This window comes from Azovibrio restrictus DSM 23866, from assembly GCF_000429665.1.
Taxonomy (GTDB): domain Bacteria; phylum Pseudomonadota; class Gammaproteobacteria; order Burkholderiales; family Rhodocyclaceae; genus Azovibrio; species Azovibrio restrictus.
Map to the genome: position 1 here is coordinate 147,824 of NZ_AUCH01000008.1, position 25,626 is coordinate 173,449.

At 64.9% G+C, this 25,626-nt stretch carries 28 protein-coding genes; 13 read left to right on the forward strand and 15 right to left on the reverse strand.

Annotated elements, in window-relative coordinates; translation table 11 throughout:
- Positions 1–11 precede the first annotated feature (11 nt).
- The 9 genes from ubiT to G474_RS0110085 form a co-directional block, all read right to left on the reverse strand.
- A complete protein-coding gene (gene ubiT / locus G474_RS0110045; protein WP_051282203.1) occupies positions 12–509 on the reverse strand; it encodes a ubiquinone anaerobic biosynthesis accessory factor UbiT in 498 nt (165 codons plus the stop codon).
- Positions 506–1,417 carry a U32 family peptidase gene (locus tag G474_RS0110050; RefSeq protein ID WP_026686861.1) on the reverse strand — a complete coding sequence of 304 codons (912 nt, stop codon included), beginning with the start codon at positions 1,415–1,417 and terminating at the stop codon, positions 506–508. The genes ubiT and G474_RS0110050 overlap by 4 nt, the downstream gene beginning before the upstream one ends.
- A 105-nt stretch (positions 1,418–1,522) precedes the next feature.
- The gene (gene ubiU / locus G474_RS0110055; protein WP_026686862.1) at positions 1,523–2,542 is read right to left on the reverse strand and encodes a ubiquinone anaerobic biosynthesis protein UbiU; all 1,020 of its coding nucleotides are present in this window, start codon (positions 2,540–2,542) and stop codon (positions 1,523–1,525) included.
- Between the two features lie 82 nt (positions 2,543–2,624).
- A complete protein-coding gene (locus G474_RS0110060; protein WP_026686863.1) occupies positions 2,625–3,596 on the reverse strand; it encodes a septal ring lytic transglycosylase RlpA family protein in 972 nt (323 codons plus the stop codon).
- Entirely contained in the window at positions 3,593–4,696 is a 1,104-nt protein-coding gene (gene rodA, locus G474_RS0110065; RefSeq protein ID WP_026686864.1) for a rod shape-determining protein RodA, read from the reverse strand. The genes G474_RS0110060 and rodA overlap by 4 nt, the downstream gene beginning before the upstream one ends.
- Positions 4,683–6,605, reverse strand: a complete 1,923-nt coding sequence (mrdA, locus tag G474_RS20370; protein WP_043463962.1) for a penicillin-binding protein 2 — start codon at positions 6,603–6,605, stop codon at positions 4,683–4,685. Before mrdA ends, rodA begins: the two co-directional genes overlap by 14 nt.
- Positions 6,606–6,619: 14 nt before the next feature.
- Positions 6,620–7,141 (reverse strand): rod shape-determining protein MreD, encoded by a 522-nt coding sequence (mreD, locus tag G474_RS0110075; protein WP_026686865.1) that lies wholly within the window; start codon positions 7,139–7,141, stop codon positions 6,620–6,622.
- A gap of 2 nt (positions 7,142–7,143) precedes the next feature.
- Complete coding sequence (mreC, locus tag G474_RS0110080) at positions 7,144–8,058, reverse strand: rod shape-determining protein MreC (RefSeq protein ID WP_026686866.1); 915 nt, start codon at positions 8,056–8,058, stop codon at positions 7,144–7,146.
- A gap of 79 nt (positions 8,059–8,137) precedes the next feature.
- Positions 8,138–9,181, reverse strand: coding sequence for a rod shape-determining protein (locus G474_RS0110085; RefSeq protein ID WP_026686867.1), 1,044 nt, complete (start codon positions 9,179–9,181; stop codon positions 8,138–8,140).
- 153 nt (positions 9,182–9,334) lie between these two features.
- Here G474_RS0110085 and gatC point away from each other — a divergent pair, with 153 nt between their 5' ends.
- The 4 genes from gatC to gatB are packed head-to-tail and all read left to right on the forward strand — an operon-like array spanning position 9,335 to position 13,127.
- A complete protein-coding gene (gene gatC / locus G474_RS0110090) occupies positions 9,335–9,634 on the forward strand; it encodes an Asp-tRNA(Asn)/Glu-tRNA(Gln) amidotransferase subunit GatC (protein WP_026686868.1) in 300 nt (99 codons plus the stop codon).
- A gap of 45 nt (positions 9,635–9,679) precedes the next feature.
- The gene (gatA, locus tag G474_RS0110095) at positions 9,680–11,140 is read left to right on the forward strand and encodes an Asp-tRNA(Asn)/Glu-tRNA(Gln) amidotransferase subunit GatA (RefSeq protein ID WP_026686869.1); all 1,461 of its coding nucleotides are present in this window, start codon (positions 9,680–9,682) and stop codon (positions 11,138–11,140) included.
- A gap of 5 nt (positions 11,141–11,145) precedes the next feature.
- A complete protein-coding gene (locus tag G474_RS0110100) occupies positions 11,146–11,664 on the forward strand; it encodes a hypothetical protein (RefSeq protein ID WP_026686870.1) in 519 nt (172 codons plus the stop codon).
- Positions 11,665–11,669: 5 nt separating this feature from the next.
- Positions 11,670–13,127, forward strand: a complete 1,458-nt coding sequence (gatB, locus tag G474_RS0110105; protein WP_026686871.1) for an Asp-tRNA(Asn)/Glu-tRNA(Gln) amidotransferase subunit GatB — start codon at positions 11,670–11,672, stop codon at positions 13,125–13,127.
- A 46-nt stretch (positions 13,128–13,173) separates the two neighbouring features.
- Here the strand turns inward: gatB and G474_RS0110110 are convergent, their stop codons facing one another.
- Complete coding sequence (locus G474_RS0110110; RefSeq protein ID WP_026686872.1) at positions 13,174–13,821, reverse strand: hypothetical protein; 648 nt, start codon at positions 13,819–13,821, stop codon at positions 13,174–13,176.
- Positions 13,802–14,446: an orotate phosphoribosyltransferase gene (gene pyrE, locus G474_RS0110115; RefSeq protein WP_026686873.1), complete on the reverse strand. Its 645-nt coding sequence runs from the start codon at positions 14,444–14,446 to the stop codon at positions 13,802–13,804. Before pyrE ends, G474_RS0110110 begins: the two co-directional genes overlap by 20 nt.
- A 41-nt stretch (positions 14,447–14,487) precedes the next feature.
- On the opposite strand from pyrE, the gene G474_RS0110120 reads away from it, so the two are divergent.
- The 5 genes from G474_RS0110120 to G474_RS0110140 all read left to right on the forward strand — a co-directional run bounded on the left by G474_RS0110120 (position 14,488) and on the right by G474_RS0110140 (position 16,670).
- Positions 14,488–15,261: an exodeoxyribonuclease III gene (locus tag G474_RS0110120; protein WP_026686874.1), complete on the forward strand. Its 774-nt coding sequence runs from the start codon at positions 14,488–14,490 to the stop codon at positions 15,259–15,261.
- Positions 15,262–15,353: 92 nt separating this feature from the next.
- Complete coding sequence (locus G474_RS0110125; protein WP_026686875.1) at positions 15,354–15,674, forward strand: ElaB/YgaM/YqjD family protein; 321 nt, start codon at positions 15,354–15,356, stop codon at positions 15,672–15,674.
- Between the two features lie 27 nt (positions 15,675–15,701).
- A complete protein-coding gene (locus G474_RS0110130) occupies positions 15,702–16,079 on the forward strand; it encodes a phage holin family protein (protein WP_051282204.1) in 378 nt (125 codons plus the stop codon).
- A complete protein-coding gene (locus tag G474_RS0110135; RefSeq protein ID WP_026686877.1) occupies positions 16,060–16,350 on the forward strand; it encodes a YqjK-like family protein in 291 nt (96 codons plus the stop codon). Before G474_RS0110130 ends, G474_RS0110135 begins: the two co-directional genes overlap by 20 nt.
- A gap of 35 nt (positions 16,351–16,385) precedes the next feature.
- The gene (locus G474_RS0110140; RefSeq protein ID WP_156919223.1) at positions 16,386–16,670 is read left to right on the forward strand and encodes a hypothetical protein; all 285 of its coding nucleotides are present in this window, start codon (positions 16,386–16,388) and stop codon (positions 16,668–16,670) included.
- Between the two features lie 9 nt (positions 16,671–16,679).
- Here the strand turns inward: G474_RS0110140 and G474_RS0110145 are convergent, their stop codons facing one another.
- Positions 16,680–17,942, reverse strand: coding sequence for an AmpG family muropeptide MFS transporter (locus G474_RS0110145; protein WP_043463965.1), 1,263 nt, complete (start codon positions 17,940–17,942; stop codon positions 16,680–16,682).
- A 357-nt stretch (positions 17,943–18,299) separates the two neighbouring features.
- On the opposite strand from G474_RS0110145, the gene G474_RS0110150 reads away from it, so the two are divergent.
- The 3 genes from G474_RS0110150 to hslU are packed head-to-tail and all read left to right on the forward strand — an operon-like array spanning position 18,300 to position 21,258.
- On the forward strand, positions 18,300–19,379 hold the full coding sequence (locus tag G474_RS0110150; protein WP_156919224.1) for an STAS domain-containing protein: 1,080 nt from the start codon (positions 18,300–18,302) through the stop codon (positions 19,377–19,379).
- Between the two features lie 8 nt (positions 19,380–19,387).
- Complete coding sequence (gene hslV, locus G474_RS0110155; protein ID WP_026686881.1) at positions 19,388–19,927, forward strand: ATP-dependent protease subunit HslV; 540 nt, start codon at positions 19,388–19,390, stop codon at positions 19,925–19,927.
- The gene (gene hslU, locus G474_RS0110160) at positions 19,924–21,258 is read left to right on the forward strand and encodes an ATP-dependent protease ATPase subunit HslU (protein ID WP_026686882.1); all 1,335 of its coding nucleotides are present in this window, start codon (positions 19,924–19,926) and stop codon (positions 21,256–21,258) included. The genes hslV and hslU overlap by 4 nt, the downstream gene beginning before the upstream one ends.
- Before the next feature lie 75 nt (positions 21,259–21,333).
- Here hslU and lysA read toward each other — a convergent pair whose 3' ends face one another.
- Entirely contained in the window at positions 21,334–22,614 is a 1,281-nt protein-coding gene (gene lysA / locus G474_RS0110165; RefSeq protein WP_026686883.1) for a diaminopimelate decarboxylase, read from the reverse strand.
- Positions 22,611–22,778, reverse strand: a complete 168-nt coding sequence (locus G474_RS23365; protein ID WP_156919225.1) for a hypothetical protein — start codon at positions 22,776–22,778, stop codon at positions 22,611–22,613. The genes lysA and G474_RS23365 overlap by 4 nt, the downstream gene beginning before the upstream one ends.
- A 38-nt stretch (positions 22,779–22,816) precedes the next feature.
- On the opposite strand from G474_RS23365, the gene cyaY reads away from it, so the two are divergent.
- Entirely contained in the window at positions 22,817–23,140 is a 324-nt protein-coding gene (gene cyaY / locus G474_RS0110175; protein ID WP_026686884.1) for an iron donor protein CyaY, read from the forward strand.
- Positions 23,141–23,200: 60 nt separating this feature from the next.
- On the opposite strand, the gene G474_RS20375 is transcribed toward cyaY, so the two are convergent.
- On the reverse strand, positions 23,201–25,453 hold the full coding sequence (locus G474_RS20375) for a penicillin-binding protein 1A (protein ID WP_245589341.1): 2,253 nt from the start codon (positions 25,451–25,453) through the stop codon (positions 23,201–23,203).
- Between the last annotated feature and the right edge of the window lie 173 nt (positions 25,454–25,626).

The window sequence follows — 25,626 nt, forward strand, 5'->3', positions numbered from 1 at the left end:
GCCGGCTGGCCTCAGGGGCGCAAGCCCCGCAGGCGTTCGATGAACCCGGCCAGGGCCGGGGGCGGCCAGTCGATGGCATCCAGGAGGTTCTTGATAGCCAGGCCCAGTTCCGTGTCGCCCTCGATGGAGAGCTGGCGGTTGAAGAACAGGGTGTCCGGGTCCTCCTGGCGGGTGAGCAGCTTCAGGTAGGCGTGCAGTTCGCCCCGGAAGCAGACGTCCGCCGGGACCTTCTGCCAGAGGGGCTGGAACAGGCCGTTCCGGCAGGTGAACAGGGCCTCGGTGCCGCCATCTTCCACGGCCACCAGCAGGGTCCGGCCTTCGCACAGGCTGCGGGCCTCCTCCGGCAGCACGCCGAGCCTGGCCGCCGTGTTCAGGGCCAGGCAGAGGGACACTGCGTGGGGCCATTGGGGTAGGCGCTGGTTCATGGCCTTGAGCAGGCCGGGCAGGTGAAACTCGGGTACGGCGGGCAGTCTCAGGCCCGGAAGCCGGGCCGGCAGGGTGAAGGTCATGGCTGGATTCCTTGGTTTTCAAGCTGGATGCCGGGCTTGCCGTGCCAGTAGCCGTCGCAGTAGCCGGCCGCACCGGCGAGGCTGTTCCAGTCGGGCTGGCTGGCCGGCGGCTGGCCCCGGCGGGCGGCGTCGAAGGCGGCGATGATGGCGCCCATGTCCCCTGGCTGGGGCGAGAGGCGGATGGCCTCGATGCCCAGCTCCACGAACTCGGGCACCTGGGCGAGCAGGTTGTAGGTCTGGGCCGACATGGTCTGGATGCCGTTGATGGTGAGGAAGGGCTGGCCCTCCCGGGTCTTCATCAGCAGGCCTTCCGGGTGTTCCAGGCAGCGGAACTGGCAGTCGTCCTTGTTCAGGTCGTAGTGGCGGGCAGTGAAGCAGCGGGCCGAGAAGGCCAGCGGCAGCTTGCCGAAGGCGAACACCTCGGTGGCGAGGCCGGCGGGCCGGCTCTGGTGCAGGCTGGCGATCATCTCCCGGGAAGCCTCCAGGGGCGGCACCCAGCCCACGGCACCCTGGCTGGCGAACCAGGCCAGGGTGGCTTCGTTGTAGATGTTCAGGTGCGGGCCGCAGATGAAGGGTAGCTGCCGTTCCCGGGCCAGGCTGACGGCCCCCAGGTCGTTGGCTTCCACCGTGAGGCGGCCCTCGTCCAGCAGGCGGCGCAGGGCTTTCAGGTCCGATTCCGATTCCAGCAGGGCCTGGGCGGCCAGCACCACTTCCTTGCCGGCAGTGCTCAGGTCCCTGGCCAGGCCCAGCCAGTCGGCGGTACGCAGCTGCTGGCGGCGGGAGCAGACCACTTCTCCCAGGTAAATCCGCTCCAGGGCCGGGGTGTCGGCCATGACGGCGTAGAACTCCAGCACTTCGGCCTTGGGCCAGAACCAGAGCAGGGGTCCGAGGGAAAGTTTGGGGGTCATATCAGGCGCTTGCGGAAAAATGCAGGGTAGCGGCCCAGGCCGTGGCTGCAGACACGGAGAGGGCGGCGGGGGCGGAACGGGGCCGGGAGCATGGTGCGGCAGCTTCTAGCGCCAGGGTCGGTTGTAGGCGCCCAGGGTGGCCTGCTGGCCTTCCGAAACCTTGGCCAGATCGGCTTGCCAGGCAGGATTCACCCGGTAGCTGCTGCTGCCGGCCTGGTCCAGGGCAGCGCGCAGGGCCCGGGTCACCTGGGCCACATAGGTGGGGCTGCGCTGGCGGCCTTCCACCTTGATGGCGGCGACGCCGATCTTGAGGATCTGAGGCAGCACCTCGAGCACGTTGAGGCTGGTGGGTTCTTCCAGGGCGTAATAGGTGTCGCCGCGCACGTCGAAGCGGCCCTTGCACAGGGTCGGGTAGCCAGCGGATTCCTTGGGCGCGAAAGTGTCGATGAGGATGCCGTTCAGGCGGGCGTCCATGTGCTCGCCGGCGATTTCACCGGCCTGGGCGCCACGCTTTTCCCAGCGCACATATTTGGCCGGGGAGCAGGCGCCGACGGTGTTGGGCGATTCGCCGGTGGCGTAGGAGGAAAGCCAGCAGCGCCCCTCGTTCATGACGCAGAGGCTGCCGAAACCGAATACCTCCACTTCCACCTCGGTGTTGTTGATAACGTGCTCCACCTGGGCCAGGGTCAGCACCCGGGGCAGCACCACCCGGCGGATGCCGAACTCCCGACGGCAGAAATTCACGGCTTCGTAGTTGGTGGCGGAGCCCTGCACCGAGAGATGCAGGCGCAGTTCCGGATGCCGCTGCCGGGCGTAGGCGAGCAAGCCCACGTCGGCCAGGATCACCGCGTCCACGCCCATTTCCGCCGCTGCGTCCACGGCCCGGTGCCACTCGGCGATGCGTCCGGGTTGGGGAAAGGTGTTGATGGCGATCAGCACCTGGCGGCCGCGCTGGTGGGCGTACTCGATGCCGCTGCCCAGGGCCTTGTCGTCGAAGTTGAGGCCGGCGAAGTTGCGGGCATTGGTGGCGTTCTTGAAGCCGGCGTAGACGGCGTCGGCGCCGTGGTCGATGGCGGTCTTCAGGGCCGGCAGGCTGCCGGCGGGACAGATCAGGTCCGGGGTCATGGCTGTGCCTTCGCGAGGAAGCGGCGAGTATAGCCAGGCGCCCCGCCCATGCCTTGACCTTGGTCAAAGGCCCGGGACGGGGTCAGCGGGTGACGATGGTGGGGGCGTACCCCAGGGCGACGCGGATGCGCTGGGCCATGCGTTCGGCCTCGGCCCGGCTGGGGTAAGGGCCCAGGTGCAGGCGGTGGATGTTGCCGGCCCGGTGGATCTGGATGGGATCGCTGAGCCAGTCCAGGTCCCGGGTCAGGTGGTTCTTGAGATTTTCGGCATTTTCGGCGCTGGCGAAGGCGCCCAGCTGCAGGAAGATGCCCCGGGCCGGCAGTGCGGCGGGGGGGCTCTCCCGCTCCTCCTCCAGCAGGCGGCGGAACATGGTGTCCATGTCTTCGCTGTTGCGCGGGGCTTCAGCGCTGCGGGGCGGCGGGGTCACGGCGGCGTAGGTGGTGTTACCCATCTCCCCGGGGACGATGCTCTCGACGATCACCCGGCTGCTGCCCTGGCCGATATAGCCCAGCTTGTGGGCCGCGGTGTAGGACAGGTCGATGATGCGCTCGGCGTGGAAGGGGCCCCGGTCATTGACCCGCAGCACCACCGCCTTGCCGTTGGCGGGGTTGGTGACCCGCACGTAGGATGGCAGGGGCAGGGTGGGGTGGGCGGCGCTCATGGCGAACATGTCGTAGGACTCGCCGGTGGACGTCTTCTGCCCATGGAATTTCTTGCCATACCAGCTGGCGATACCTTCCTGGCGGAAGGGGCGGACCTGGGTCTGGGGCACGTATTCCTTGCCCAGCACCACGTAGGGGCGGTTGGCCCACTTGTGCAGGGGTTCCCAGCGGGGCTCTGCGTCGGGAATCTGATCCAGGTTCTCGGGCACCCAGTCGGCGGGGCCGTCATCCTTGTAATAGCCGCCGCCCCGCTTGCCGGGCACCATCCGGACGCTGCCGCCGGCCTTGGCCTCGGAACGGCTGCCCGAGCTGGGCTGTTCGGGGGTGCTGCCGCAGGCAGCCAGCAGGAGCAGGAGGGGGAGAACCCCCAGACGGTAGGGGAAAGCGCTCATTTCTTTACCAGCATCCGGTGGGTGTGGATGCTCATCAGCATGCCCACCCCCAGCATCAGGGTGACCAGGGCGGTGCCGCCGTAGCTGATGAAGGGCAGGGGCACGCCCACCACCGGCAGGATACCGGAAACCATGCCCATGTTCACGAAGGCGTAGATGAACAGCACCAGGGTGATGGAGCCGGCCAGCAACCGGGAGAACAGGGTGGGCGCGGCGGCCGCGATCATCAGGCCACGGCCGATCAGGAGGATGAACAGGAGCAGCAGGATGCCGTTGCCCAGCAGTCCCCACTCCTCGGAAAAGACGGCGAAGATGAAGTCCGTATGCTTTTCCGGAATGAATTCCAGGTGGGTCTGGGTGCCTTCCAGCCAGCCCTTGCCGAAGGGGCCGCCGGAGCCGATGGCGATGGTGGACTGGATGATGTGGTAGCCGGCGCCCAGGGGGTCTGAGCTGGGGTCCAGCAGGGTCAGGACCCGGCGCCGCTGGTAGTCGTGCAGCATGTTCCAGGCAAAGGGCAGGGCGGCGCCAGCAGCGGCGCCCAGGCCGAACATGATCTTCCAGGGCAGGCCGGCCAGGAAGATCACGAAGAAGCCGGCCGCTCCCACCAGGAGCGAGGTGCCCAGGTCCGGCTGCTTGAGGATGAAGACGATGGGCAGGAGCAGGATGCCGGTGGCGATGGCAAAGTGCTTGAGCTTCAAGACCGACTCGTACTTGTGGAAGTACCAGGCCAGCATCAGGGGCATGGCGATCTTCATGATCTCCGAGGGCTGGATGCGGACGAAGCCCAGGGACAGCCAGCGCCGGGAACCATTGACCACGATGCCGAACAGGGCCACCCCCACCAGCAGCACCAGCCCGGTCAGGTAGAGGGGCACGGCAAAGCGCATCAGTTTCTGGGGCGGGGTCTGGGAAACGGCCACCATGATGCCCAGGGCCACGGCCATGTTCACCAGCTGGTTGTCCAGCTTGGCGAAGCCTCCGGAGGCCGTGGCCGAGTAGATGGTGAGCAGGCCGAACACCATCAGTACCAGGATCACCAGCAGCAGGGGAATGTCCAGATGGGCAAGGATCTGCCGGGCCCAGCGTTTAATCCTGTCCATGGCCATTCTCCAGGGCTTGTTGCGGGCCGTCCTCGGGGGCCTCCACCTCCGGGGCGGGGCCGCCGGGGAGTTTGCCGAGCAAGTAGTAGTCGAACACCTGGCGGGCGATGGGGGCGGCGGAGGCGGCGCCGAAGCCGCCGTTTTCCACCATCACCGCCACCACGATCCTGGGCTGTTCCACCGGGGCGAAGGCCACGAACCAGGAGTGATCGCGCAGGCGCTCCTTCACCTGGCCGGCCACGTATTTCTGGCCCTTGAGGCTGAAGACCTGGGCGGTACCGGTCTTGCCGCCCGACTCGTAGGGGGCACCGGCAAAGGCCCGGGCGCCGGTACCTTCCTTGTTCACCCCGGCCATGGCCCGCTTGATGAAATCCACGTGTTCGGGCTTGAGGGCAACCTGCCGCACCGGCTGGGGCTCCACCTTGCGTTCCTCGCCGCTGGAAGGGTCCTGGATGGTGTTCACGATGTGGGGGCGGAACACCCGGCCATAGTTGAGCACATTGGCCAGGGCGTGGGCCATCTGCAGGGTGGTGTAGGCGTTGTAGCCCTGGCCGATGCCCACGGAGATGGTTTCCCCGGCATACCATTTCTGGTGCTCCCGCTTCTTGAAGCGGCGCTGCTTCCACTCCGGCGAGGGCAGCACGCCGGTGGCTTCTCCGGGGATGTCGATCTCGGTGCGGCTGCCCAGCCCCAGGCTGCCCATGAAGCGGGCGATGTTGTCGATGCCCATGTCGTTGGCCAGCTGGTAGTAGTAGGTGTTGCAGGAGACGACGATGGATTTCCACATGTCCACCATGCCGTGGCCGCCCACCTTGTCATCCATGAAACGGTGATTGCCGAAGTTGAAATAGCCCGGGTCGGCAATGGCCTGGGTGGTGGTGCGCTTGCCCTGGGTCAGGGCAGCCAGGGCCATCAGGGGCTTGAAGGTGGAACCCGGGGGGTGGGCGCTGTAGATGGCCCGGTTGAGCATGGGCTTGTCGGGGTTGTTGTTGAGCTCGTCCCAGTCATCGAAACGGATCCCGTCCACGAACAGGTTGGGGTCGAAGGCGGGGGCGGAAACCAGGGCCAGCACCGCGCCGTTACTGGGGTCCAGGGCCACCAGGGAGCCCCGGCGGGTGCCGAAGGCCGCTTCGGCCACCTGCTGCAGCTTGGTATCCAGGGTCAGGGTCAGGTTGTTGCCGGGAATGGGAGGGGTGTGGGACAGGACCCGCACGGCGCGGCCGCCGGCATCCACTTCCACCTGCTCGTAGCCGGTGGTGCCGTGCAGTTCGAACTCGTAATGCTGCTCCAGCCCGACCTTGCCGATATGCTCGGAACCCTTGTAATTGGCGGTGTGGCCGTTTTCCTCGATCCACTCCACGTCCTTGGCATTGATGCGGCTGATGTAGCCGATGGCGTGGGCCGCCAGGGTGCCTTCCGGATACTGGCGGAACAGCCGGGCCTTCACCTCGACCCCGGGGAAGCGGTAGCGGTTGGCGGCAAAGCGGGCGACCTCCTCGTCCGTGAGGCGGGTCCGGATGGGAATGGACTCGAAATTCTTCGACTCTTCCAGAAGCCGCTTGAAGCGGCGCCGGTCCTTGACCTGGATTTCCACGATTTCCGCCAGGCCGTCTATGGTTTCCTCCAGCCCCAGCGTCTTGGCCGGGGTGATTTCCAGGGTGAAGGCGGAATAGTTGCGCGCCAGGATCACCCCGTTGCGGTCCACGATATTGCCCCGGTTGGGCACGATGGGCACCAGGGAGATGCGGTTGCTCTCGGCGCGGGTGGTGTAATACTCGTGCTGCAGCACCTGCAGGTAGAAGAAGCGGGCGAACAGCAGGGCGAACAGTAGCAGCACCCCGGCCCCGGCAATCAGGACGCGGCTGCGAAAGCGCTCCAGATCCTGTTCGTTGTGGTGGAAGTCGCCCATGGCCAGTCAGCCGCTCAGATGGGGCGGTTCTCGTCCCGCTCCACGGGCCGGTACTGGGGCGCCAGCAGCAACAGGGTGATGGGGGCCCAGAGCAGGGTGGTCACCAGGGGGGAGAGCAGGAATTCCCAGCCCGGGAAATCGCCGCCCGCCATCATGCGGATCAGAAGCTGGATGCCCTGGGCCAGGACGAACAGGGGCAGCACGTGCAGGGCCTGGAGGCTGAGGGGGAACCAGAGCATGCGCCGGGAGAGGCTGGTGGCGCCATAGCTGAGCAGCACGTAGGCCAGGGCATGCTGTCCCAGGGCGGCCCCGTCGGCCACGTCCATGGCCAGCCCCAGGACGAAGGCCCAGCCCATGCTGACCTTGCGCCATTCCCGCACGCTCCAGAAGCAGAGGACCAGCATCACCCAGTCGGGCATGGCGGGCCACTGGCGCGTGGGCAGCATGTTCAGGAGCAGGGCCAGGAACAGGCTCAGGACGATGAACCAGGGGCGGACTGGCTGCAGGATGCGGGAGGATTTGTGGCTGGCTTGCATGCTCAGTTTCCGGCGCGGGCGGGTTTGGCGGCAGGTTTGCCGCTTTCGGCTTCCGGTGCCGGGGGCCGGGGGGGCAGGGGCTCACGGGGGTGCAGGACCATCACCACGGTATGACTTTCCACGGCGGCGAGGGGGGCAGCGATGATGCGCGCAAAGGCATAGGCGCTGTCACGCTCCACGTGGATCACCTTGGCCACGGGGAAGCCGGGCAGGTAAACCCCGTCCAGGCCGGAGGTCACCAGCATGTCGCCCACCTGCACGTCCGCATTGGCGGGAATGTACTTGAGTTCCACCTGGCCATTGCCCAGGCCGAAGGTCACCGAGCGTTGTCCCGTGCGCTGCACCTGCACGGGTACGGCCTGGTTCTTGTCGGTTACCAGGGTGACCTCGGCGCTGAAGGGGAACACCCGGGTGATCTGGCCGATGATGCCGCCCTCGTCGATGACTGGCTGTCCGGGGATCAGGCCTTGCTGCTGGCCCTTGTCCAGATATACCCGGCGGGCAAAGGGGTCCCGGGCGGTGTAGAGGATACGGGCGGCCTGGCCGGCGGCCTTTTCCCGGCTCTGCAGGGCCAGCAGCTGGCGCAGGCGCTCGTTCTCGGCCTCCAGCTGTTCCAGGCGCAGCAGGGTTGGGGCGGCGGCCAGCTGGGCTGCCTGCAGGGAACGGTTCTCCTCCTGCACGCTTTCCAGGGTGAGGAAGTAGTCGGACCCTTCGGTGAGCATCCGTACCGGCGCCTGGGCCAGGCGCTGCAGGGGGTCGGTGCTCAGGGAAATGGCCTGGCGCACGATATCCAGGGCGTGGAAGCGCAGGTCCAGGACGAACAGGGCGATGGAAAAGGCGACGTAGAAGCTCAGCAGCGCCAGGGGGGCTGGTCCGCGCTTGAAAAACGGGGGGGGAGCGTGGTCGAGGACGGCCACGATGTCTCAATCCGGTCGGCTGTAAACGGAAAGCTGCCGGGCGGACAGTGCTGCCGTCGCCCGGTGCCGCTTCATGAACTTACTCGGAGGCAAAGATGGAGTCGATCTTGTCCATCTTTTCCAGGGCCAGGCCGCAACCCCGGGCCACGCAGGTAAGCGGATCCTCGGCCACGATCACCGGCAGGCCGGTTTCTTCCATCAGCAGACGGTCCAGGTCGCGCAGCAGGGCGCCGCCGCCGGTCAGGACCATGCCCTTCTCGGCGATGTCGGCCCCCAGTTCCGGCGGGGTCTTTTCCAGGGCGGATTTGACCGCGGACACCACCTGATTCAGGGGGTCGGTCAGGGCTTCCAGGATTTCATTGGAGGAAATGGTGAACTTGCGCGGGATGCCCTCGGCCTTGTTGATGCCGGAGACTTCCATTTCCTTCACCTCGGCGCCCGGGAAGGCGGAGCCGATGGTCTTCTTGATGTTCTCGGCGGTGTTCTCGCCGATCAGCATGCCGTAGTTGCGGCTGATGTAGTTGATGATGGCCTCGTCCAGCTTGTCGCCGCCGACCCGCACGGAACCGGAATAGACCATGCCGCCCAGGGAGATCACGCCCACCTCGGTGGTGCCGCCGCCGATGTCCACCACCATGGAGCCGGTGGCATCGGCCACGGGCAGGCCGGCGCCGATGGCGGCCGCCATGGGTTCCTCGATCAGATACACCTGGCTGGCCCCGGCGCCGATGGCGGATTCGCGGATGGCGCGGCGTTCCACCTGGGTGGAGCCGGAGGGCACGCAGATGATGATGCGGGGGCTGGGGGAAAACAGCTTGGACTCGTGGGCCTTCTTGATGAACTGCTTCAACATCTGTTCGGTGACCGTGAAGTCGGCGATCACGCCATCCTTCATGGGCCGGATCACCGTGATGGAGCCGGGCGCCTTGCCCAGCATCTCCTTGGCTTCGCGGCCGACGGCCTGGATGGTTTTCTTGGCGTTGGGGCCGCCTTCGAGCCGGATGGCGACGACGGAGGGTTCGTCCAGGACGATGCCGCGGGCACGGGCGTAGATCAGGGTATTGGCGGTGCCCAAGTCGATGGCGAGATCGTTGGAAAAGTAGCTGCGGAGTAGGCCGAACATTCTGTGTAAATCCTGCTGGGGATGCGGCAAATAAAGCTTTTATGATACCTTATAACGTTTTAGCGCATAACACTTTTTGCATTGCAGCAGCGGTGTGGAAGGTCCCTGTGCCAGCCCTGTTTTCACCCAGCTAGTCCATTCCGGGAGCGCGCCATGTCGCTGAGTCTTTCCGAGGTGCAACGCATCGCCCATCTGGCCCGTATCGAGGTCAGCGAGGCCGAGGCGGAGACCTCCCGCAACCACCTGAACGGGATTTTTTCCCTGATTGAAGCCATGCAGGCCGTGGACACCTCGGGCGTGGAGCCCATGGCCCATGCCCAGGACCTGTCCCAGCGTCTGCGCGAGGACCGGGTCACCCACCTGGATGAGGATGGCAGCCGCCGGGCCGCATTCCAGGCCGTGGCACCCGAGACCGAAGCCGGGCTCTATCTGGTGCCCAAGGTCATCGAATAATCACTGAATGAAGAGGAGCGGCAGCCTCCGGGCTGCCCCAGGACCATGATTCACGCCAGTCTCAAAGAACTCGCTGCGGCCCTGGCCGCCAAGTCCATTTCCAGCGTCGAGCTGACCCGGCTCTACCTGGACCGCATCGCCCGCCTCAATCCCTCCCTCAATGCCTTCGTCACCCTGGACGAGGATCGTAGCCTCGCGGCTGCCCGGGCCGCCGATGCACGCATCGCCGCCGGCCAGGCCGGGCCCCTCACCGGTATTCCCATTGCCCAGAAGGACATCTTCTGTGCCCAGGGCTGGCGCACCACCTGCGGCTCGAAGATGCTGGAGAACTTCATCTCCCCCTACGACGCCACGGTGATCGTCAAGCTGGAGCAGGAAGCCGGCATGGTCTCCCTGGGCAAGGTGAACATGGATGAATTCGCCATGGGTTCCTCCAACGAGACCTCCTGGTTTGGCCCGGTGCGGAACCCCTGGGACCAGACCCGGGTTCCTGGCGGCTCCTCCGGCGGCTCTGCTGCTGCCGTGGCAGCGGCCCTGGCGCCGGTGGCCACGGGTACCGATACGGGCGGCTCCATCCGCCAGCCGGCCGCCCTGTGCAACCTCACCGGTCTCAAGCCGACCTATGGGGTGGTGTCCCGCTACGGCATGATCGCCTTTGCCTCCTCCCTGGACCAGGCGGGCCCCATGGCCCGTTCTGCCGAGGATTGCGCCCTGATGCTGAGCGCCATGGCTGGCTTCGACGAGAAGGACTCCACCAGCCTGGAGCGCCCCGCCGAGGATTACAGCCGCTGCCTGGGCCAGCCTCTGAAGGGTTTGAAGATCGGCCTGCCCAAGGAGTTCTTTGGCGAGGGCTGCGGCGCCGAGGTGATGGCCGCTGTCCAGGCCGCCATCGGCGAATACCAGCGCCTGGGGGCCGAGGTGGTGGAAGTGAGCCTGCCCAATTCGCATCTCTCCGTGCCCGCCTACTACGTGATCGCCCCGGCCGAGGCCAGCTCCAACCTGTCCCGCTTCGACGGGGTGCGCTATGGCTACCGTGCCCCCGAGTACAGCGACCTGAACGACATGTACAGCAAGACCCGGGCTCAGGGTTTCGGCGCCGAGGTGAAGCGGCGCATCCTGATCGGCACCTACGTGCTCTCCCACGGTTATTACGACGCCTACTACCTGCAGGCCCAGCGCATCCGCCGCCTGATCGCCAACGATTTTGTCGAGGCCTTCAAAGAGTGTGACGTGATCCTCGGGCCCACCAGTCCTTCCACCGCCTTCAAGCGGGGGGAAAAGGCGGCGGATCCGGTGCAGATGTACCTCTCCGACATCTACACCATTGCCGTGAATCTGGCCGGCCTGCCCGGCATGTCCCTGCCCTGCGGCTTTGACGGCCAGGGGCTGCCCATCGGCATGCAGCTGATCGGCAACTATTTCGATGAAGCCCGGCTCCTCAATGTGGCCCACGGCTATCAGCAGGCCACGGACTGGCACCGGCGTACCCCGGCAGGCCTGGAGTAATCCCGATGCGCAAGCCATTGGCGGTGGTCCTGCTCCTGCTTCTGGGCGCTTGCGCCCAGGTGCCGCCGGAGCCGGCCAGCTCGGAAGCGGCGCCGGAGCAGCCAGCTCCCAGGGAGGAGCGGATGGAATCCCAGCCCCTCAAACATTTGAAGGGGCGCAACATCAAGCCCCAGCCGACCCGGCCCTTGAACGTGAAGTCCAGGTGCACCCACAGGGACGCCGTGGGCACGCGCACCAGCCTGAACCTGCAGGTCAAGGAGGCCGACGTGAAGACCTTCGACGCCCGGGTGGATATCCCCAAGCGGGGTGCCTGCCGCTTCAACCTGAAGCAGTTCAGGCAGGTGGCGAAGCTGCCCAACGTGCTCCTTGAGGCGGCCGATGGTTCCGGCTGTACCGTGCGCATGTGGGAACAGGGCCCCCGGGTCACCATCGCCTTCAACAAATGTCCGGCCTCCTGCGAAGGGCAGGCCTTTGATTATCTCTGGCCGATCATGGTGGAAGCCAAGACCGGCCGTTGTTTCTGACGGGAATGAACATGAGTCAGTGGGAAGTTGTCATCGGTATCGAGACCCACGCGCAGTTGGCTACGGTCTCCAAGATTTTTTCGGGCGCTTCCACGGCCTTCGGGGCGGCCCCCAACACCCAGGCGGCGCCGGTGGATCTGGCCCTGCCCGGCGTGCTGCCGGTGCTGAACAAAGGTGCGGTGGAATGTGCGATCCGGTTCGGCCTGGCCGTGGATGCCCAGGTGGCCCGGAAGTCGGTGTTTGCCCGCAAGAATTACTTCTATCCGGACCTGCCCAAGGGTTACCAGATCAGCCAGTTCGAGCTGCCGGTAGTCCAGGGCGGCCATGTGACCATCGTCGTGGGCCAGGGTGAAAAGTCCTACGAGAAGCGGGTCAACCTGACCCGGGCTCACCTGGAAGAGGATGCGGGCAAGTCCCTGCACGAGGATTTCCACGGCAAGACCGGCATCGACCTGAACCGGGCTGGCACGCCGCTCCTGGAGATTGTCACCGAGCCCGACATGCGCTCGGCCGATGAAGCCGTGGCCTACGCCAAAGCCCTGCACGCCCTGGTGCGCTGGATCGGCATCTGCGACGGCAACATGCAGGAAGGCTCCTTCCGCTGCGACGCCAATGTGTCCGTGCACAAGCCGGGCACCCCCTTCGGCACCCGTCGGGAAATCAAGAACCTGAACTCCTTCCGTTTCCTCAAGGAAGCCATCGAGTACGAGGTTCGCTGGCAGATCGAGACCCTCGAAGACGGCGGCAGCATCCAGCAGGCCACGGTGCTGTTCGACCCGGCCACCGGGGAAACCCGGGCCATGCGCAGCAAGGAAGACGCCCACGACTACCGCTATTTCCCCGATCCCGACCTGCTGCCCCTGGTGATCGGGGAGGACTGGGTCGAGCGCACCCGGGCTGCCTTGCCGGAGTTGCCCGAAGCCAAGAAGCAGCGCTTCATGGCCGACTACGGCCTGTCGGCTTACGATGCCACGGGTCTCACCGCCTCCCTGGAGACGGCGGACTATTACGAGGCCTGTGTGGCGGCAGCCGGCCAGGCCAGCGCCAAGCCCTGTGCCAACTGGGTGATGGTGGATCTGGCCGCCCGTCTCAACAAGGAAGGGCTGGAACTGGGGCAGTCCCCGGTCAGCGCCGTCCAACTGGGCGGTCTGGTGGCCCGGATCGCCGACAACACCATCTCCAATGCCATCGCCAAGAAGGTGTTCGAGGCCCTGTGGGCCGGAGAAGGAAGCACTGCTGACGAGATCATCGAGAAGCAGGGGCTGAAGCAGATCACCGACTCTGGGGCCATCGAGAAGCTGGTGGACGAGGTGCTGGCCGCCAATGCCGCCAATGTGGCCGAGTTCAAGGCGGGCAAGGAAAAGGCTTTCAACGCCCTGGTGGGGCAGGTGATGAAGGCTGCCAAGGGCAAGGCCAACCCGCAGCAGGTAAACGACCTGCTGCGCGCCAAACTGGCGGGTTGAGTCTTGGGGTGGGCCCAGGGGCCCCGGGTTCCCGGGGCGCCTGGCTTCAGTGTCTGGGGCGGCGGGACAGCTGGATGTAGCGGCGCCGGTCTTCGGCGTATTTCACCCGGATCTGGGCCAGTTCCTTCTGTTTGGCCTCGATCAGCTCGGTCTGGGTCCTGATTTCCGTGTCTTCGTCCCGCAGGCCCTTGGAAACCTCTATGGGCAGGCTGCGGTTGGGATAGAACTCCGCTTCCTGCTCGAACTTGAGGCGCCGTTTCTTTGACTCGGCGACCTTGGCTTCCGCGTTGGCGATGGCGTTCTTCACATCGGCCTCGACCCGGGCCTGCATGCGGTCGATATCTTCCAGGCTGGAATAGGTTTCCAGCAGGGCCTGGTCCTTGCGCCGCTGTTCCCGGGCGGCGGCTTCGGCCAGTTTTTCCTGGCGGGCCTGTTCCGCAGCCAGGGCCTTTTCCTCGGCAGTGGGCGGTGGGCCCACCTCCCGGACCAGGATGCCCTGCTGGTTGTATATCTTGTGGGCGCGGCCGATGCACTGGGGCGGGATCACGTCGCCGCAGGCCCGGCGGCCTGCGCTGTCGGTGCAGCAGATGAACTCCCCCCCAGGCCGCACGGCAGGCGTCTGGGCCAGGGCGCCGCTGCCGGCCAGCAGCAGGAGCAGCAGGGCGGGCAGGGATTTAGGCGAGCGCGACACCATATTGACTCCGGTAGGCGGCGACGGCCTCCCGGTGGGCGGCGAGTTCCGGATGCCCCTGGAGAAAGCCCATCAGATGTTCCAGGTTGGCCACGGCGATGACGGGCAGGCCGTAATCCCGTTCCACCTCCTGGACTGCAGAGAGGTCGCCCTGGCCGCGTTCCATGCGGTCCAGGGCAATGGCGACGCCGGCTGGTTCGGCCCCGGCGGCACGGATCATGTGTACAGATTCGCGTACCGAAGTGCCGGCGGAGATGACGTCATCGACGATCAGGACCCGGCCGTTCAGGGGGGCGCCCACCAGGGTGCCCCCTTCGCCGTGATCCTTGGCTTCCTTGCGGTTGTAGGCATAGGGAAGGTTGCGGCCATCGGCAGCCAGGGCCATGGCAATGCCGGTCACCAGGGGAATGCCCTTGTAGGCGGGGCCGAACAGCATGTCGAAGCCGAGCCCGCTGGCCTGAATGGCTTTCGCGTAGAATTGGCTCAGCCTGACCATGGACGCGCCGTCGTTGAACAGCCCGGCGTTGAAGAAATAAGGGGACAGGCGTCCAGCCTTGGTCTTGAACTCCCCGAAACGCAAAACCTGGCGCGCGACGGCGAATTCGATGAATTCCTGACGAAAATCCATGGTCCTCCGATAACTTTCACGTTTTTTTCTAGTAGGCCCACATGTTACGCATCATCTCCCTGAATCTCAACGGCATTCGTTCTGCATGGAACAAGGGGGCCGAATCCTGGATCCGCAGCGTTGCTCCGGACGTCATCGCGTTCCAGGAACTGAAGGCCCAGGCCGGGGACCTGTCCGAAGCCATGCTCCGGCCTGAGGGCTACCATGCTTATTACCATTACGCCGAAAAGAAGGGTTATAGCGGCGTGGGCCTGTGGTGCCGGGAAAAGCCCCTGAATGTGCAGGAAGGGATAGCCGTGCCCGAGTTCGATGCGGAGGGCCGTTACCTGCGGGCTGATTTTGCCGACTATTCGGTGATTTCCCTGTATGTCCCCTCGGGTTCCTCGTCCCCCGAGCGCCAGGAGGCCAAGTTCCGCTTCCTGGAGGTGTTTCGCCGGCAGTTGCAGGCCCTGAGTGATGAAGGGCGGCCCATGGTGATCTGCGGCGACTGGAACATTGCCCACCAGGAGATCGACCTGAAGAACTGGAAGGGCAACCAGAAGAATTCCGGCTTCCTGCCCGAGGAGCGGGCCTGGTTTTCCCACATGCTCGACGTCCAGGGGTGGGCCGATGTGTATCGCCGGCTTTACCCTGAGGCGGGGGAGAGCGCCTACACTTGGTGGTCCAACCGGGGACAGGCCTGGGCCAAGAATGTGGGCTGGCGTATCGACTACCAGATTGCCACCCCGGACATGGCGGTCCGGGCCCGGGCCGGCCAGGTTTACAAGGACAGCCGCTTTTCCGACCACGCGCCCCTGATCATTGATTACAGCTGAATTATCCTGTCATGGGCCTGCAATTGCGTTGGCGGGCCTAAAAAGCTAACCTGTAGCCGTTTCCCCACATCATTCAATAGAAGAGGTTCTCCATGTCCCAAATCAATACCGCTTCCACCGCATCCAAGGAAAAGCTCGTTGCCGACATGAAAGTCGTGATCGCCGATGCCGAAGAAATCCTGAAGAGCACCGCCGACGTGGCCGGCGAGAAGATGGCCAGCATCCGCGGCAAGATCGAAGCCCGCCTCAAGGACGCCAAAGTGCGCCTGGAAGACGCTGAAGCCGCCCTGGTGGACAAGACCAAGGCCTGCGCCCGCGCCACTGATGATTTCGTCCATGACCAGCCCTGGAAGGCTGTGGGCGTGGCCGCCGTTGTCGGCCTGGCCCTGGGTGTGCTGATCGGCCGTCGCTGATCGATGTCGGATAAGGCAGCTCCCGGATTGTTCCGGTCCCTGAGGAATCTGCTCGGGGATCTGGTGGATGTGGGCCGGACCCGTCTGGCCCTGCTCGCCAACGAGGTGGAAGAAGAGAAGATCCGCCTCGTGGGGGTGCTGGTGCACAGCATCCTGGCCCTGGCCTGCCTGATCATCGGGGCGGTCCTGCTGGTGGCTTTTCTGGTGCTGCTGTTCTGGGAACAACGCCTGCTGGTGATGGGCGTTTCCTGTTTCCTGTTCCTGGCCGCCGCCCTGGGCTTTGCCCGGCGCAGCCAGATGGGGCTGGCCCGGGGGTCAGGCCTGTTCAAGGCCAGTCTGGCCGAGTTGCAGGCGGATGCTGTCAGCCTGCGTGCCGGAGCCCGGGATGAATCCCCGTCTGCTTGAGCTGCGGGAGCAGCGCGGTGCCCTGCGGGCCCGCTGTGCTGCCCAGCGGCATGCCCTGGCTGTGCATGGAGAGGCCCTGGAGCGGGTGTGCTCGGTGGCTGACCGGCTGCGGGCCGGGCTGCACTGGGTGCGGCAGAATCCTGCCGTGGTGGGCGTGGCCGCCACGGCTCTCGTGTTGATGAAGCCTTCCCGTGCCTGGCGCTGGGGGCGGCGCGCCCTGTGGGCCTGGCAAGGCTGGCGCGCCCTGCGGCAACGCATCCATTCCCTCTGATTCCCGTGCAGCCTCCCGCAGATCCGGCCACTGCCGTGACCTCGCGTCTGCCCTCCTGGTGGCGGCAGCTGCTGCTCATCCAGCGCCGGGAACTGGGGCACACCCTGGCGGAGCTGGCCGCCTTGCGGGGTTTCATGCCCCTGCTCATGAAGGTGCGCAACGGGGGCCACTGGACGCCAGAGGAAAAGGAAATCCTCTTGGCGCACCTGCGCCGGCTTTCCCGTCTTTCTCCCTATTTCATGCTGTTGCTGCTGCCGGGATCGGCCCTGCTGCTGCCGCTCTACGCCTGGTGGCTGGACCGGCGCCGCCTGAAGCGCTGAAACCCGGGCTCAGCCTTCTTTCCTGAGGGGCTCGTTCCAGGGGGCTACCTTGGGCAGCAGCAGCATGCCTGGCACCGCCAGCAGGGTACAGAACAGGAAGAAGTCAAACCAGCCCAGGGATTCCACCAGTACCCCGGCGGAGGCATTGACGACGGTGCGGGGTACGGCAGTCAGGCTGGTGAACAGGGCGAACTGGGTGGCCGTGTAGGCGGGGTGGGTGGATCGGGCAATGAAGGCGGTGAAGGCGGCGGTGCCCAGCCCGACCCCCAGGTACTCGGCGGAGATCACGGCGGCCAGGGCCCAGCGGTTGAAGGCGGTGATTTCCGCCTGGGGGCCGATTCCGGCCAGCCAGGCGAAGCCCAGGATGGTCACCAGCTGCACCAGGCCGAACAACCACAGGGCCCGGTTGATGCCGATCTTCACCATCCACAGTCCGCCTATCATGCCGCCGATCACGGCCGGCCAAAGGCCCGCATGCTTGGCGATCAGGCCGATGTCGGTCTTGCTGTAACCCATGTCCAGATAGAAGGGTGTGGACAGGGCCGTGGCCAGGGAATCACCCAGCTTGTAGAGGAACAGAAAGGAAAGAATCAACAGGGCGCTGCGCCATCCCTTGCGGCTGATGAATTCCTTGAAAGGCTCCAGACAAGCTTCGCGCAGATTCTTGGGGCGGCTGAGGACCGGGGGTTCCTGGACCATTACCGCCATCACCATGCCGGGAATCATGAACAGGGCGGTGATCCAGAACACCTGGTTCCAGGGCAGTAGGTCGGCCAGGATCAGGGACAGGGAGCCCGGGACCAGGCCGGCGACCCGGTAGGCGTTGACGTGTACCGAGTTGCCCAGGCCCAGCTCCTCTTCCGCCAGGATTTCCCGGCGGAAGGCATCCAGGGCGATGTCCTGGGTGGCAGAGAGGAAGGCGAGCAGGGCGGCCAGGGCGGAAATGAGCAGGATCTGCTCCCGGGGATCGAAGCCCCCCAGGCTGCCGATGGAGAGCAGCAGGCCGACCTGGGCGATCAGCATCCAGCCCCGGCGTCGTCCCAGGGGCGGGGTATAGCGGTCCAGCAGGGGGGCCCAGATGAATTTCCAGGTGAAGGGGAACTGGATCAGGGCAAAGAAGCCTATGGTCTTCAGATCCACCCCTTCGCTGCGCAGCCAGGCGGGGACCAGATTAATGAGCAGATAGAGCGGCAGGCCGGAAGCAAAGCCCGTGAAGATGCAGATCAGCATCTTGCGGGTGAGCAGGGGAGCGAGCCAGGCAGGTGGGTTCATGGGTTGGGCAGGGAAAGAGGGTGCGGCGATTATACGTGCTCGGGCAGGGCTGACGTCCTTGCCTGGCCGTGGTTCGGGACTGCCTCTTTACCAGCCTTTACACCGGGATTTTTGGGGGGTGACCGGCTGGGAAGCCCCTGTTGGCGCGGGGGGGTATATTACCAAGGGGCTATGGAGGACGGCAGGCGTTGCGCGCCATGGGATGACGTGCTAAAAAAGAGGCCCTTCCAGGCGATATCCATGGTTTTCTCCTTCTTCAAAAAATCCGGCGAAAAAATGCCAGAGCGGGCTTCAGCCCGGCCCAAGGGTGAGTCATTGCCCGTGGCCGGGCCGTCCGGGGCGCCTGCTGCAGGGCCCGTGACGGAGTCTCCGGCCGGGGTGGATGAGGATTGGGATCTTGATTTTTCCATCGCCAGCACCCAGCCCAATGGCGGCTATGGCATAGAAATCCACGAAGAAACGGACCCGTACGCCGAAATCGGCGAACACGCGGCGATTCTCTATGCCAACGGCCAGGATGCCGCGGCCCGGGCCACCCTGGAGTCTTCCATTCAGGGCAACGGCGAACCCGGGGCCGTCAAGCTCTGGGCCATGCTGTTCGACCTGCTGCGCCTCAAGGGCGAGCGGGCTGCATTTGACGCCCTGGGCCTGGAATTTGCCCGGGTCTGCGAGCTGTCGCCGCCTTCCTGGGACCTGGAGCCGGTAGTCAGCAAGCAGGTGCAGCGTGCCGCAGCGGGAAGCGTGGTGCTGCAGGGCGTGATGGCGGGTGATGATCCGGTATTCGACGGCCTGTTGCTGGCCCTGAGTGAAGGCCAGAACCGCAGCCTGGACCTGGGGCGTCTGGCGGGCCTGGACACCGAAGCCAGTGCCAAGCTGGCCCGGGTGCTGCATCAGGCCCGGCGTCGCGGACTGTCCTGGGAGCTGGCCGGAGCCGAGGGGCTGGCCAGCCGCCTGGCCAACCGGACGGTGGCGGGGCAGGCCCAGGAGGAGCCCCTCTGGCTGCTGCTGCTGGAACTCTTCCAGTACCTGGGTTGGGAAACCCAGTTCGAAGAGAAGGCTGTGGATTACGCGATCACCTTCGAGGTGTCGCCTCCCTCCTGGGAGGCGCCCCGGCATCCGGTGGCGCCCAAGGTGGAGCTGGCGCTGGTGGAGGAAGACGACGCCGAAACCGTTCCCGAGGCGGCCGCCCTGGAGGGCGAGATTCTGCAGGGCAATCTCAAGGAACTGGCGCTGCACCTGAAGCCCGAGGAAGAGTGCCGTCTCGATTTTTCCCGGGTCAGCCGTCTGGATTTCGTCAGTGCCGGCGCCCTGGTCAATCTGCTCAAAACATCCGATGTAGGTCCGGTCGTGATCTATCATCCCAACCGTCTGGTGGCCGAGTTGATGCGCGTCATGGGTGTCGACCAGGTGGCCCGGGTCGAACTTTCCAAACACTGAGGTTTTTCATGGAGCAATACCACGGCACCACGATCCTGTCGGTGCGGCGGGGCAATGTCGTCGCCATTGGTGGCGACGGCCAGGTCACCCTGGGCAATATGGTCATCAAGCAGACCGCCCGGAAGATCCGGCGCCTGTACCAGGATCGCATCCTGACCGGCTTTGCCGGTGCCACGGCCGATGCCTTCACCCTGCTGGACCTGTTTGAATCCAAGCTGGAGAAGCACCAGGGCAACCTGATGCGCAGCGCCGTGGAGCTGGCCAAGGAGTGGCGCACCGACCGCATGTTGCGCCGCCTGGAAGCGATGCTGATCGTGGCCGACCGGGAGCGCACCATGGTCATCACCGGCAATGGCGATGTGCTGGAGCCGGAGCAGGGCGTTGCCGCCATCGGTTCCGGCGGCGCCTATGCCCAGAGTGCTGCCCGGGCCCTGCTGGAAAATACCGAGCTGTCTCCCGAAGAAATCGTGCGCAAGTCCCTGGAAATTGCCGGGGACATCTGCATCTACACCAACAAGAACTTCATTCTGGAGGTGCTGGAAGCATGACCACCATGACTCCCCAGGAAATCGTCCACGAGCTGGACAAGCACATTGTCGGTCAGGCCAATGCCAAGAAGGCCGTGGCCATTGCCCTCCGGAACCGCTGGCGACGGGCTCAGGTGGGAGAGCCCCTGCGTTCCGAGATCACCCCCAAGAACATCCTCATGATCGGTCCCACCGGGGTCGGCAAGACCGAGATTGCCCGGCGGCTGGCACGGCTGGCCCATGCGCCCTTCATCAAGGTGGAGGCCACCAAGTTCACCGAGGTGGGCTACGTGGGTCGGGACGTGGATACCATCATCCGCGACCTGATGGAAATTGCCATCAAGGAGCAGCGTGAAAAGGCCATGGCTCAGGTGCGGGTACGCGCCGAAGATGCCGCCGAGGAGCGGGTGCTGGATGCCCTGCTGCCCCCGGCCCGCAGCGCCGGATTCTTTGCCGAGAATGCCCCGGCCGAAGATAACGGCACTCGGCAGAAATTCCGCAAGAAGCTGCGGGAGGGGGAGCTGGACGACAAGGAAATCGAGATCGAAGTGGCCCTGCCCGCCATGCAGGCGGAAATCTTCGCCCCGCCGGGGATGGAGGAGCTCACCAATCAAATCCAGGGCATGTTCCAGAACATGGGCGGTGGCCGCAAGAAAAGTCGCAAGCTGAAGATCAAGGAAGCCCTGAAGCTCCTGACCGACGAGGAAGCCGCCAAGCTGGTGAACGACGAGGAGGTGAAGCTGGAGGCCCTGAAGAACGTGGAGCAGAACGGCATCGTCTTCCTGGACGAGATCGACAAGGTGGCCAGCCGCGGCAATGCCCAGGGGGCCGACGTTTCCCGCCAGGGGGTGCAGCGGGACCTGCTGCCCCTGGTGGAGGGCACCACGGTGTCCACCAAGTACGGCATGGTGAAGACCGACCACATCCTGTTCATCGCTTCCGGGGCCTTTCATCTGGCCAAGCCCTCCGACCTGATTCCGGAACTCCAGGGCCGTTTCCCCATCCGGGTGGAGCTCGATTCCCTGTCCGTGGCCGATTTCGAGTGCATCCTGACCCAGACCGATGCCTGTCTGACCCGCCAGTACCAGGCCTTGCTGGAAACCGAAGGGCTGCAGCTGGGATTCGGCGAGGATGGCATCCGCCGCCTGGCAGAAATCGCCTTCCAGGTGAATGAGAAGACCGAGAACATCGGCGCCAGGCGTCTCTATACGGTGCTGGAAAAACTCCTGGAGGAGGTGTCCTTCAGCGCCGGCAAGGCCGGGCTGGAGCAGGTCCATGTGGACGCTGCCTATGTGGACGCCCGCCTGGGAGACCTGGCGGCGGACGAGGATCTGTCCCGCTATGTGCTGTAGGGGCCATCCCCCTTTTCGCCCAAGAAAAAGCCCGGGATTTCCCGGGCTTTTTCCATTCCTGCCAGAGGTCGCCCCTTAATCGGGCAGCTTCTGCTCCAGGGCGTAGAGCTCGGCCACGGTTTCCCGGCGGCGGATGCAGTGGATCTTGTCGCCATCCACCATCGCTTCGGCAGCCCTGGGGCGGGTGTTGTAGTTGGAGCTCATGGCCATGCCGTAGGCGCCGGCCGACATGACCGCCAGCAGGTCGCCGGGCGCCACGGCCAGGGCCCGGTCCTGGCCGAGGAAGTCGCCGGTTTCGCATACCGGGCCCACCACGTCATAGACCGCCGTCTGACTACCCGGCTGCCGCCGCACTTCCTGGATTTCGTGCCAGGCCTCGTAGAGGGCGGGGCGCATCAGGTCGTTCATGGCCGCATCGATGACGGCAAAGTTCTTGCCTTCCCCGGGCTTGAGGAATTCCACCCGGGTCAGCAGCAGCCCGGCATTGCCTACCAGCCTGCGTCCCGGTTCGAGGATGATCTTCAGGCCCCGTCCCTGGAGCCGATCCAGCAGGGGGCGCAGGTAGCTGTCCACGCTCGGCTCGCTGTCCTGCTGCCGGTAGCGGATGCCCAGGCCGCCGCCCAGGTCCAGGTGGTGGATGGGGATGTTGCGGGTAGTCAGGGCGTCCAGCAGCTGCAGGACCCGTTCCAGGGCTTCCACGAAGGGACTGGGGTCCAGGAGCTGGGAGCCGATGTGGCAGTCGATGCCTTCCACCTGCAGATGGGGCAGGGCGGCGGCCTTTTCGTACAGGGCCAGGGCGTCCTCGATGGGAACACCGAACTTGGCGGTCTTCAGGCCCGTGGAGATGTAGGGGTGGGTCTTGGGGTCCACGTCCGGGTTGACCCGCAGGCTGATGGGCGCCTTCTTGCCCAGGCGGCAGGCCACCAGGTTGAGGCGCTCCAGTTCGGCGGCGGATTCCACGTTGAAGCAGAGGATGCCGGCGTTCAGGGCCTGTTCCATCTCGGCTTCAGTCTTGCCGACCCCGGAGAACACCACCTTGCCGGCATCGGCGCCGGCCGCCAGCACCCGTTCCAGCTCACCGCCGGAAACGATGTCGAAACCAGCACCCAGGCGGGCGAAGAGGTTGAGGATGGCCAGGTTGGAATTGGCCTTGACCGCGTAGCACACCAGACTGTTGGCCCCGGCCGGGTGGCTCGCCAGGACCCGCTGGAACGCTTCCAGATTGGCGCTCAGGGCGCTACGGGAATAAACGTAGGTGGGGGTGCCGAAAGCCGCCTCGATCTGGGCGAGGGGAATCTCTTCTGCGTACAGTTCATTCTGCCGATAGGCGAAGTGGGGGGTGCCGACAGTGTTCATTTCTGGGGTTCCGGGGGCGTGCTAACATGGTCCGGCTGGCTGGCGGACAGCTGGCCGAGCAGGGGTGCCGATGCGGGGCCGGCAGGTTTTTCCAGGGCGCCTTTGGCGCCGCAGGCGGCGCACAGGCAGAGGATGGCCAGGGATGTGATCAGACGACGCATCATGGTGAGGTGAATAGACAGGCAGAGGATGTTAGCACAGCATGGATGAGCGGGAATTTGCCGAGCGGGCCGAGCAGATGCTGGCCCATATCGAGAGGGTTCTGGAGGGTGTCGATCAGGGGCTGGATTACGAGGTGGCTCCAGGAGGCATCCTGGAGATCGAGTTCGAGGATGGCAGCCAGGTGATCATCAACCGCCACATGGCGGCCCGGGAAATCTGGGTGGCGGCCAGGAGCGGTGGCTTCCATTTCCGTTGGGATGGGGCGGACTGGGTCGATACCCGTAGCGGGAAATCCCTGTTGTCCTGCTTGGGGGAAGTGCTCTCCAGCCAGGCTGGTGTGCCGATCATCTTTCCGGGCTGTTAAGCCGCGCTTTCGCACATGAACAAAAGCCCGGGACTTCCGGGCTTTTGTTCATGTGTCAGCTCAGTCGCTGGGGAAAGGATCCACCGTCGGCTTGGGGGGGGGCTGCACCGGTGGCTCGTGGGCAGGGAGCCCTTCTTCCTGGGCTGGATCGGGGCGGGCCGGCGGGGTGTTCTCGCTGTAGAAGATGTCTCCCTGGGCGGTAGCAATGCCTTCGGGCTGGGGCAGTTGCTGCTCGGGTACCCCTTTCAGGGCTTCCTGCATGTAGGCGATCCAGATGGGTAGCGCCGTGAAACCGCCGGTTTCCCGGCTGCCCAGTTTGCGGGGCTGGTCGAAGCCTACCCAGGCACAGCCCACAACGGTCTGCTGGAAGCCGCAGAACCAGGCATCCAGATAGTCGTTGGTGGTGCCGGTCTTGCCGGCCAGATCATGCCGTTTCAGGGTGGCGGAGGCTCTGCCTGCGGTGCCATAGATGGTCACATCGCGCAGCATGGAGTACATCAGGTAGGCATTGCGGGGGTCAATGGCGCGCAGGTTTTCGTCCCCGGCCTGGGCAGGCGTGGCCTGGGCCAGGACGCGTCCGCCCTGGTCGCGGATTTCCTTGACCACGTAGGGATTGATCCGGTATCCGCCATTGGCAAAGACCGCGTAGGCCGAGGCCATCTGCCAGGGGGTGACGGAGCCGGCCCCCAGGGCCATGGTCAGGTAGGGCGGGTGGCGCTGGGCATCGAAGCCGAAGCGGGTCACGTAGTCCTGGGCGTAGGCGGGGCCCATGGCTTGCAGGATGCGGATGGACACCATGTTCTTGGACTTGGCCAGCGCGGTGCGGAGCTTCATGGGGCCGTCGTACTTGCCGTCGTAATTCTTGGGCTGCCAGGCCTGGCTGCCGGTGACGTCGGAGGAGATCACGATGGGTTCGTCGGCGACGATGCTGCCCGGGGAGAAACCTTTTTCCAGTGCGGCGGAATAGATGAAGGGCTTGAAGCTGGAGCCGGGCTGCCGCCAGGCCTGGGTCACATGGTTGTACATGTTGCGGTTGAAGTCGAAACCGCCTACCAGAGCCCGGATGGCGCCATCCTTGGGGTGGGTCGCAACGAAGGCGGCTTCCACTTCGGGCAGTTGGGCAATCAGCCAGTGCTTGTCCTGCTTGATCACCCGGATCACGGCGCCGCGACGGATTTTCTTGGCGACTGGGGCCTTGTCATCAAGCATGCGGGCGGCGAACTTGAGCGGTTCCCCTTCCAGGGTGATGGTTTCACCCCCGCGGATGTAGGCCTTGATCATCTTGGGACTGGCTTCCAGGACGACGGCTGGTAGCAGATCCTCGGTGGAGGGAAATTCCTGCAGGGCCACATCCAGGGCTTCTTCCATATCGTTCCCCATCTGCTTCAGGTCGATATAGGCTTCGGCTCCCCGGTAACCCTGGCGCCGGTCGTAGTCGAGCACGCCCTTGCGCAGGGCCCGGTAAGCGGCTTCCTGCTCATCCTTGCTGATGCTGGTAATGACCTGGAGGCCGGCGCTGTAGACCTCATCAGGAAAGCGTTCGGCGGCAATCTGTCTGGCCATCTCGGCCACATATTCGGCGTGCACCGGGTATTGTCCGGCGTCACGCTTCACTACCAGGGTTTCCCCAAGTGCGGCTTGATACTGCTCTTCAGTGATGAAGCTCAGTTCGCGCATGCGCTTCAAGACGTACTCCTGGCGGATCCGAGCCCGTTTCGGATTGACGACCGGATTGAAAGCCGAAGGGGCCTTGGGCAGACCTGCCAGCATGGCGGCCTCGGCCACGCTGATCTTGGCCAGGGGCTTGCCAAAGTAGATTTGTGCAGCCGCCGCGAAGCCGTAGGCACGCTGGCCGAGGAATATCTGGTTGATATAAAGCTCGAAAATCTGATCCTTGCTGAGATTGTGCTCAATCTTGAAGGACAGCAGGGCCTCGTACATTTTTCGCGTAAGCGTCTTTTCCGAGCTCAGGAAAAAGTTGCGGGCGACCTGCATGGTGATGGTGGATGCGCCCTGGCGCTTGCCTCCACCGATGAAATTGGCATAAGCTGCGCGCAGCACGCCGAGGGTATCCACTCCGCCGTGCTGATAAAAACGCTCATCCTCGGCTGCCAGGATGGCCTGTTTCATCACTTCCGGAACCTCCTGAATCTTGACCACGGCCCGACGTTCTTCGCCGAACTCGCCGATCAGGTGCCCGTCGCTGGTGAATACCCGCAAGGGGACCTTGGGGCGGTAATCGGTCAGAACTTCAAGGCTGGGCAGGTTGGGATAGGCGAGCACCAGGATGATCAGGATGATCGCGATCCCCATCGCGGCGAGGCCAAAAATGAACAGGAGAGGGTAGAGTATGAAACGCAGGGCGGCAGGCATGACGGAACCGTCAGAAGTTATGGCAGCGGCGGATTATACGCTGCCCACTCTAAGACAAATAAATTGCTTTACACTGTCAAGGGTTGTTGCTAGGATTTAACGTGAATTATTGG

Coding starts and splice junctions, on each gene's coding strand:
- ubiT (WP_051282203.1), bottom strand. CDS start 509: ATGACCTTCACCCTGCCGGCCCGGCTTCCGGGCCTGAGACTGCCCGCC.
- G474_RS0110050 (WP_026686861.1), bottom strand. CDS start 1,417: ATGACCCCCAAACTTTCCCTCGGACCCCTGCTCTGGTTCTGGCCCAAG.
- ubiU (WP_026686862.1), bottom strand. CDS start 2,542: ATGACCCCGGACCTGATCTGTCCCGCCGGCAGCCTGCCGGCCCTGAAG.
- G474_RS0110060 (WP_026686863.1), bottom strand. CDS start 3,596: ATGAGCGCTTTCCCCTACCGTCTGGGGGTTCTCCCCCTCCTGCTCCTG.
- rodA (WP_026686864.1), bottom strand. CDS start 4,696: ATGGACAGGATTAAACGCTGGGCCCGGCAGATCCTTGCCCATCTGGAC.
- mrdA (WP_043463962.1), bottom strand. CDS start 6,605: ATGGGCGACTTCCACCACAACGAACAGGATCTGGAGCGCTTTCGCAGC.
- mreD (WP_026686865.1), bottom strand. CDS start 7,141: ATGCAAGCCAGCCACAAATCCTCCCGCATCCTGCAGCCAGTCCGCCCC.
- G474_RS0110085 (WP_026686867.1), bottom strand. CDS start 9,181: ATGTTCGGCCTACTCCGCAGCTACTTTTCCAACGATCTCGCCATCGAC.
- gatC (WP_026686868.1), top strand. CDS start 9,335: ATGTCGCTGAGTCTTTCCGAGGTGCAACGCATCGCCCATCTGGCCCGT.
- gatA (WP_026686869.1), top strand. CDS start 9,680: ATGATTCACGCCAGTCTCAAAGAACTCGCTGCGGCCCTGGCCGCCAAG.
- G474_RS0110100 (WP_026686870.1), top strand. CDS start 11,146: ATGCGCAAGCCATTGGCGGTGGTCCTGCTCCTGCTTCTGGGCGCTTGC.
- gatB (WP_026686871.1), top strand. CDS start 11,670: ATGAACATGAGTCAGTGGGAAGTTGTCATCGGTATCGAGACCCACGCG.
- G474_RS0110110 (WP_026686872.1), bottom strand. CDS start 13,821: ATGGTGTCGCGCTCGCCTAAATCCCTGCCCGCCCTGCTGCTCCTGCTG.
- pyrE (WP_026686873.1), bottom strand. CDS start 14,446: ATGGATTTTCGTCAGGAATTCATCGAATTCGCCGTCGCGCGCCAGGTT.
- G474_RS0110120 (WP_026686874.1), top strand. CDS start 14,488: ATGTTACGCATCATCTCCCTGAATCTCAACGGCATTCGTTCTGCATGG.
- G474_RS0110125 (WP_026686875.1), top strand. CDS start 15,354: ATGTCCCAAATCAATACCGCTTCCACCGCATCCAAGGAAAAGCTCGTT.
- G474_RS0110135 (WP_026686877.1), top strand. CDS start 16,060: ATGAATCCCCGTCTGCTTGAGCTGCGGGAGCAGCGCGGTGCCCTGCGG.
- G474_RS0110145 (WP_043463965.1), bottom strand. CDS start 17,942: ATGAACCCACCTGCCTGGCTCGCTCCCCTGCTCACCCGCAAGATGCTG.
- hslV (WP_026686881.1), top strand. CDS start 19,388: ATGGAGCAATACCACGGCACCACGATCCTGTCGGTGCGGCGGGGCAAT.
- hslU (WP_026686882.1), top strand. CDS start 19,924: ATGACCACCATGACTCCCCAGGAAATCGTCCACGAGCTGGACAAGCAC.
- lysA (WP_026686883.1), bottom strand. CDS start 22,614: ATGAACACTGTCGGCACCCCCCACTTCGCCTATCGGCAGAATGAACTG.
- G474_RS23365 (WP_156919225.1), bottom strand. CDS start 22,778: ATGATGCGTCGTCTGATCACATCCCTGGCCATCCTCTGCCTGTGCGCC.
- cyaY (WP_026686884.1), top strand. CDS start 22,817: ATGGATGAGCGGGAATTTGCCGAGCGGGCCGAGCAGATGCTGGCCCAT.
- G474_RS20375 (WP_245589341.1), bottom strand. CDS start 25,453: ATGGGGATCGCGATCATCCTGATCATCCTGGTGCTCGCCTATCCCAAC.